The 6,637-nt window shown below is 62.6% G+C and carries 6 protein-coding genes; 5 read left to right on the forward strand and 1 reads right to left on the reverse strand.

The features are described from left to right. Positions 1–9 precede the first annotated feature (9 nt). From FN369_RS04805 to FN369_RS04820, 5 genes are all read left to right on the forward strand, one after another. Positions 10–162 (forward strand): aminotransferase class V-fold PLP-dependent enzyme, encoded by a 153-nt coding sequence (locus FN369_RS04805; protein ID WP_374728757.1) that lies wholly within the window; start codon positions 10–12, stop codon positions 160–162. A 19-nt stretch (positions 163–181) separates the two neighbouring features. Next, positions 182–622, forward strand: coding sequence for a Fe-S cluster assembly sulfur transfer protein SufU (gene sufU, locus FN369_RS04810; RefSeq protein ID WP_142525065.1), 441 nt, complete (start codon positions 182–184; stop codon positions 620–622). A 73-nt stretch (positions 623–695) separates the two neighbouring features. After that, positions 696–3,245: a TonB-dependent receptor gene (locus tag FN369_RS04815; protein ID WP_246189557.1), complete on the forward strand. Its 2,550-nt coding sequence runs from the start codon at positions 696–698 to the stop codon at positions 3,243–3,245. A 113-nt stretch (positions 3,246–3,358) separates the two neighbouring features. After that, entirely contained in the window at positions 3,359–3,994 is a 636-nt protein-coding gene (locus tag FN369_RS11485) for a hypothetical protein (protein WP_246189558.1), read from the forward strand. After that, the gene (locus tag FN369_RS04820; RefSeq protein WP_246189559.1) at positions 3,961–4,812 is read left to right on the forward strand and encodes a hypothetical protein; all 852 of its coding nucleotides are present in this window, start codon (positions 3,961–3,963) and stop codon (positions 4,810–4,812) included. The genes FN369_RS11485 and FN369_RS04820 overlap by 34 nt, the downstream gene beginning before the upstream one ends. Positions 4,813–4,822: 10 nt before the next feature. On the opposite strand, the gene FN369_RS04825 is transcribed toward FN369_RS04820, so the two are convergent. Next, a partial coding sequence (locus FN369_RS04825; RefSeq protein ID WP_142525066.1) for a S9 family peptidase occupies positions 4,823–6,637 on the reverse strand: 1,815 nt, incomplete at its 5' end.

Genomic DNA, 6,637 nt, shown 5'->3' on the forward strand with positions numbered 1-6,637 from the left:
GGGCTCGCCCTGCGAGCCGGGGACCATTGCAACCAGCCTCTGCTCCGGAAACTCGGGCTCGCGGCCACCGCCCGGGCGAGCTTCTACTTCTATAATGTGCGGGAGGAGGTCGACCGGCTAGTCGAAGGCGTAGAAAAGGCCCGGCGCTATTTCGCCGGATAGCCGAAAGGCATCGCTCCGGATGGAACTCGACGAACTCTATCGCGAGGCGATCCTCGACCACGCCCGCCATCCCCGGAACTTCGGCGATCTCCCAGGGAGCGACCGATCGGCTTCGGCGACGAACGTCGGCTGCGGGGACGCGATCCGGCTCACCCTCCGTCTTTCGCCCGAGGGGAGCATCGAAGCGATCCGCTTCCGCGGATCGGGCTGCGCCATCTCGACCGCTTCCGCCTCCCTCCTTACCCTCGCCGTCCGGGGAAAGAGCGCCGAGGAAGCCCAAGCCCTCTGTGCGAAGATCCAGCGCCTCCTCACGGGTGGCGCTGCGCCCGAAGACGATCTGCCGGGAGAGCTCGCCGCCCTCGCGGGCGTCCGGCGCTTCCCGCAACGGGTCGGCTGCGCCCTGCTCGCTTGGCATGCTCTGGATGAGGCGCTCCGGGAGCGCGGACAGACTCGCACCTAAGATTCTTGACTTTTCGATATGGATGGAATGCTTTCTGCTTCCATACGTAATGTAAACATTACAGAGCACTCTTATGAACGACATACCTCGAGCTTTGCGCTCCGTTCTTTCCTGGCTCGGTCTTCTTTCTTGGCTCTTCTGCTCCTTGCCAGCCGCGTTCCCTTCCTCCGACGGGGGTCCGTCCGCCTCGGAGAGGGACGATCCGCCTCCTCCCGCTTCCCGCAAGACCGCGCAGCCGGCGCTCTCGGCGGGATCCGCCGACCAACCTTACAGGCTCCCTTCCGTTACCGTGACGGGCGTCGGAGCGGAGGAGAGCATCCTCCCGACCGCCCAGCCCAACTCCTCGGTCTACGGCATTCCGATGGACGTGATGGACACGCCCCGCAACGTCGTGCCGATCTCCCGGGGGCTCGCCCAATCCGCGGGAATCGGCCAGTTCGGCTTTTTGGACCCCCTTTCCACGGCCATGCTCGCGCCGGCGGCCCTCACCCAGATCAACTATGGGATCGCCAGCGCGCCCACCATCCGCGGCCGCAACGGCCTGACCCTGATCAACGGGATCGAGGAGACGCTCAACAACAACAGCGAGCAGAACATCCCGTGGAACTACAACATGGTGGAGTCGATGGATCTGGTCGAGGGCCCTTCGAACGCGGTCTATGGTGCGACCCAGGTCTCCGGCGGATATGTCAACTACACCACCAAGCAGCCCTATTTCGACCAATTCCGCGGCTATGTCTGGGACACCACGGGGATGTATCAGGAGTATATGTGGGGTGCGGACATCGGCGGCCCCATCGACAAGGAAAAGAAGCTCGGCTACCGCTTCAGCTACATGGGACAGGAAAACGGCAGCTACTACCAGTACCAGCGCAACGACCAGCAGAACTTCTATCTCGCATTGGGCTACCACCCCTCCGATACCTACACGGTCGACTTCTACGGGGACCTGGGAACCTACGACTACACGCCCATGTGGGGCATGATCAATCGGCCCACCCAGTCCTTGATCGATAACGGGCTCTATCTCCCCGGCGCCCTTCCCCCCTCGGAAGCGACCACCGGACTGCTCCACAACCCGGGAGCCGCCACCTACCTCGGATCCCCGGTCGGCATCAGCCGCCGCGACGTCCTCTTCAACCCGACCGACGGCGGCTACGGCACCACCGGCCTTGCCCAGATCGTTCAGAAGGTCCAGGTGAACGAAGACCTTCAGGTCGTGAACAACACCTTTTTCTGGTATCACGACGATCAATGGATCCTGCACCCGATCTTCTACAGCGAATCCTGCCGCGGGGATTACGAGATCGATAACCGGACCGAATGCCGGCTCTCCTTCGACATTCCTCCCGCCGATTCGCAAAACGAGTCGAACGAGGCGAAGCTGCTTCTGGGCGAACTCCGCCTCCACAATGTCGTCGATACGGGTGTCGAGCTCCACTACCAGAAGAACCTCGACTACAACTCTGACTCCTTCATCGTCCTCAACAGCTACAGCTTGATCCACCAGAACCCGCTTCTCTGGAACGCTACCCTTTCCAAGGCATTCCAAGCCCGCATCGGGAACCCGAAGGCTCCCTTCGGAGGAGAGTGGCCGATTCCGGGAGCTCCTCCCGGCTACTACTTCGAGCCGGCGAATTTGGCGGCCGGGAGCACCGATTGCCATTACGGAGCGATTTCCCCCTTCTACCAGCACAACGTCGAGATCTCCGAAAAACTCTCCCTCCAGATCGGTGCCCGGGCCACGGGCTACTTCGTCTCGGCCCAGACCCCTCCGGGCACCCCGCCCGTCCTCTTCACCCAACTCAACACGACCCAGCTCGCCCCCTTGATCACGGTCGGCCCGGTCTACCGGATCTTCCCCTGGATGAGCGCCTACTTCGACTACAACTGGGGCTACGTCGTCAACGCCGCCGATATGGGGGGATTTTCCCCCTACTTCACCTCCAATCAATTCCGGCTCCTCAACGAGCTTTACGAAGGCGGGTTCAAGTTCAACCTCTTGAAGGACACCCTCTTCGCCTCGGTCGACGGCTTCTCCCAGTACACCTACCTGAACAACCGCGCGGGTCCCGCCACTCCCTCCACCGTCACCGGTTTCGAAGCGAGCGTGAGCTACCAGCCCGATCGCCATTTCTGGGCGAAGCTCGGCTATGCCTACATGCATGGAACGGAAGACTGGACCTCGGTGGGTCACGGACCTCCCATGTACCAGACCTACTCGACCGCCCTCGCCCTGCAGCAAAATCTCCCTTTGAACAACAATGCCTTTTTCCCTGCGGGCATCTACAACTTCCTGGGCTTTCCCGATCAGGTCTTCAGCGGGATGGTCACCTACCGGACCGACGCCGGCTTGGGCGTCACCCTGGGCGGACTCGTCATGAGCGAGCAATCGCTGGGCTATAACTACACCACGACGATACCCACCCAATTCGTGCTCAACGCGACCCTCTTCTACGCCACCCCTCGTTGGGAAGCCCGCCTCTACTTCTACAACTTCACCAACGAGCCCTACTGGCTCGCCTTCGGGATGGGGGCCAACGGGACCCGCACCTTCAATTACGAAGACATCGTGCCCGGGATGCCCTTCTGGGTCCAGGGAACGATCGCCTATAAGTTCTAGAGAGCATCTTCCTCCCCGCCGAATGAGTCCCCGAAAGATATTCCGCCACACCGTCGAGCAACGGGTGCGCCGTTGTTGGCCCTCCCTTCCCCCTCCGCGCTATAGCGGAGCGCATGAGAAAAATCTCCCAGTCGGAATGCGGCGATCGCTTTCGCGGCTTCGCGTCCGCTCCTCCCGCTCCCAGGCTCCCTTGGATCCTCCTCTTCTGTCTCCTCGCATCGCTCGGGAAGAGCCATGCGGGGGATCTTGCGGAAATCGCCTCCCCGAGCCCGGATTGGCCGCAGGGGGGCACGGCGTCTTCCCTCCGGAACTCGCTGCTCTTCGCCGACGTCGCAGGGGCCGACTCCCAAGGACTCCCCACCTCGCGGGCCGAGGAGACCGTTGTCATCGGCAGAGCCCCCACCGTCCTCGCTCCTTGGGAAAACTCGAAATGGAGCCTCGACTCTCCCGAAATTTGGAGCGACCGGATCGCTTCGAGCGACACACCCGCCACGCTCATGGGAACCGGGCATATGCACCGGAGGTACCAGCCGATGATCGGCTTCTGGTGGATGTACATGAACATGGGCCCCAACTACTACGAGGGAGCCAACGCCATGGACCTCAACGGCCTGGGCGCAGTCCGCTACGCGGGCAAGCCGGTAGCGATGGGCGATACCGCGATGTTCGTGGCGCAGTACATGCCGATGCTCATGATGGGGATCACCGAACCTTCATGGCGATGTTCCCGATCTGGGACAAACAGATGACCATGGTCGGGCTGCCCATGGGGGGATACATGTCCCCCGGCAGGATCGACCACGGAATGGGCATGGGCCATGCGATGGGAAAGAATGGGCTTCCCCTCCAACCGATGGCTCCGGGATCGGAGATGTCGATGCAGGCGATCGGCCTCGGAGACATCAACTTCCAGGCGATTTGGAAGGTCATGGATTTTCACCGGAACCGGCTCCAGCTCAACTACGGCTTCTCCGTCCCGACGGGCTCGATCGATGAGACGATGCCCGATATGGCCGGACATCATGTCTATCCCTACGACATGCAGCTCGGCCTGGGCGTCCCCGCCTTCCTAACGGCGGCTACCTACCTGGGCCAAAGTGAGGATCGCCACTGGGGCTGGGGGGTCCAAGGCTATGCCACCGTCCCCGTCGGGCGCAACTCCCAAGGCTACGCCTGGGGGAACTCATTCCTGGGCAACGGTTGGATCTCTTACAACTTCACCGAGGCGATCTCCCTCAACTTCAGCGGTCTGGGCAACTACCAAGGGGGGATTCACGGTTCGAACCCGGTCGACCAGCTCTCCCTCCGAACCGCCCCCTTCATCGCCATGCCCGACATCGTGGCCGCCTGGACTGGAGGAGAGTGGGCCGGGGTCGGATTGGGGGTCAACCTGCGGATGCCGGGATTCGCCAGTGACGGCTTCCAAAAGATCGCGACATCGCCAGAAAGCGCCCTCCAAGGGAATTTTCTCACGGCGCAAATCGTCGTCCCCTGCTACCAATCCTGGAACGGCGTCCAATACGGAATGGGCTGGATGGCTACCGTCTCCTGGCAGTGGTGGTATTGAGCCGGCGTTCCTACCGGGACGCTTCTTTCGTTCCGGCTTCCGGTTCGCTTCGCCCGCCGAGATGCTTTGCCAGGAAGATCTCCGCGGAACGGAAAAAGCGGAGGCGATCCTCCGGACGAACCAACCCATGCCCTTCGTCCGGAAAGAGGATGTATTCCACCGGCAGCCCATGCTTCCGCATCGCCTCGACGATCTGATCGCTCTCCGCCCGCTTGACCCGGACATCGTTGCTCCCCTGGGCAATGAGCAGAGGGGCGCGAATCTTTTCCGCGGCGAAGAGCGGAGAGCGCTCGCGGAGGAACGCCTCGTCCTTTTCCGGACTTCCCAGCCGCTTTTCGAAGAGCGCCCGCATCGGCTCCCAATAGGGCGGAATCGACCTGCTCAAGGTAAGCAGATTCGAAGGCCCCATCGCCTCGACCCCGCAAGCGAACTCCCCCGGGGCGAAGGCCAGAGCCGCCAGCGTCGCGTAGCCCCCGTAGCTCATGCCCATGATGGCGAATTTCTCCGGATCGGCATACCCGTGCGCGACCGCCCAACGCTTCGCATCCAAAAGATCCGATTGCATCTTCCCGCCCCACTCCCGGTCGCCCGCGTTGACGAACTCCTTCCCGTAGCCCGTGGAGCCGCGGAAGTTGACCTGCAACACCCCGTAACCCCGGTTGGCCAAGAGCTGGACGAGGGGACTGAAGCCCCAGCTATCCCGCGCCCAGGGCCCGCCGTGGACCAGGAGGACGAACGGCACTCGGCCTGCGGCTCCGAGGGGGAGCGTGAGATAGCCGTGAAGGAGAAGGCCGTCCTGCGCCGGAAAAGAGATCGGCTCCATGGGAGCGAGCCGGTAGGAGGCGAGCTCGGGCCTCGAGGCGAAGAGAAAGCTCAGCTCCTTTTGCCTTGGGCGAAAGAGATAGAAGCTCGCCGGGTCGACGTCGGAGGAGTAGGCCACCGCCCAGGTCGTGTCGGCGAAATCCCGGCTCGCGATCGTCACCTCTCCAGGATGTTGGCTCTGGAGGTATTCGAATGCCTCTCGGATCCGCGGATCGAAGAAGCGCCACTCGAGCTTCTCCCGCTCGAAGGCGACAGCCTCGAGGCGATAGGTTTTCGGATGGGTCAGGATGGCGGCCACGTCGTAGTGGGGGTCCTCGGCCAAGACGGTCTGCTTGCCGCTTTCGGGATCGATCTGCACGAGCCGCTCGGCATTCGCCCCTACGGTCGAAAGGAGCCAGACCGATCGGTCATCCGGGGAAAACCCCGCCAAGCCGCCCGATTCATCGGGTCCCCAGGATGCGAGCGTCTTCCAGGGATCCCCGACCGAGGCCCGCGCGCTTACCTCCTGCCGAGCTCCCGGCAACATCGCGAGCCGGGCTCGAATCGCATATTGATGATCCTCTCCCCATTCGATCACATTCCCGGGATTCTCCGCAAGAAGGCTCAGCCGGTTGTCGGCTAGCGCGAGATCGTAGACATCGAAGAGCTTCGGATCTCTCCGGTTGAGCGTGAGAAGAAGCGAGGAGGGATGGGCCGGATCGTCCGCCTGAAGGTGGACCTTGACATCCGGGAACGCGGTGAGGTCGATGATCGTTCCTTTGGCGAGATCGACCCGGAAAAGGTGGTTGTTCTCGTTCCCGCCCTGATCTTGGAGATAGAAGACCGACCGGCTGTCCGGAGACCAGAAAAAGGAGCGGATCCCGCGTCCCTTTTCGGCGGTGATGGGATGATCGTCCTTGGCTCCCAGCGAACGGATCCAGACGTTCAAGACCCCGTGATGGGGAGCCAGGTAAGCGAGCCTTCGTCCGTCCGGGCTGAGCCGCGGGGAGGCCCGCTTCGGCTC

This window comes from Methylacidimicrobium cyclopophantes (assembly GCF_902143385.2).
Lineage (GTDB): Bacteria > Verrucomicrobiota > Verrucomicrobiia > Methylacidiphilales > Methylacidiphilaceae > Methylacidimicrobium > Methylacidimicrobium cyclopophantes.

Bases quoted from the DNA above. Each gene is read 5' to 3' on its own strand.
- sufU (WP_142525065.1), top strand. From the start codon at position 182: ATGGAACTCGACGAACTCTATCGCGAGGCGATCCTCGACCACGCCCGC.
- FN369_RS04815 (WP_246189557.1), top strand. From the start codon at position 696: ATGAACGACATACCTCGAGCTTTGCGCTCCGTTCTTTCCTGGCTCGGT.
- FN369_RS11485 (WP_246189558.1), top strand. From the start codon at position 3,359: ATGAGAAAAATCTCCCAGTCGGAATGCGGCGATCGCTTTCGCGGCTTC.
- FN369_RS04820 (WP_246189559.1), top strand. From the start codon at position 3,961: ATGGCGATGTTCCCGATCTGGGACAAACAGATGACCATGGTCGGGCTG.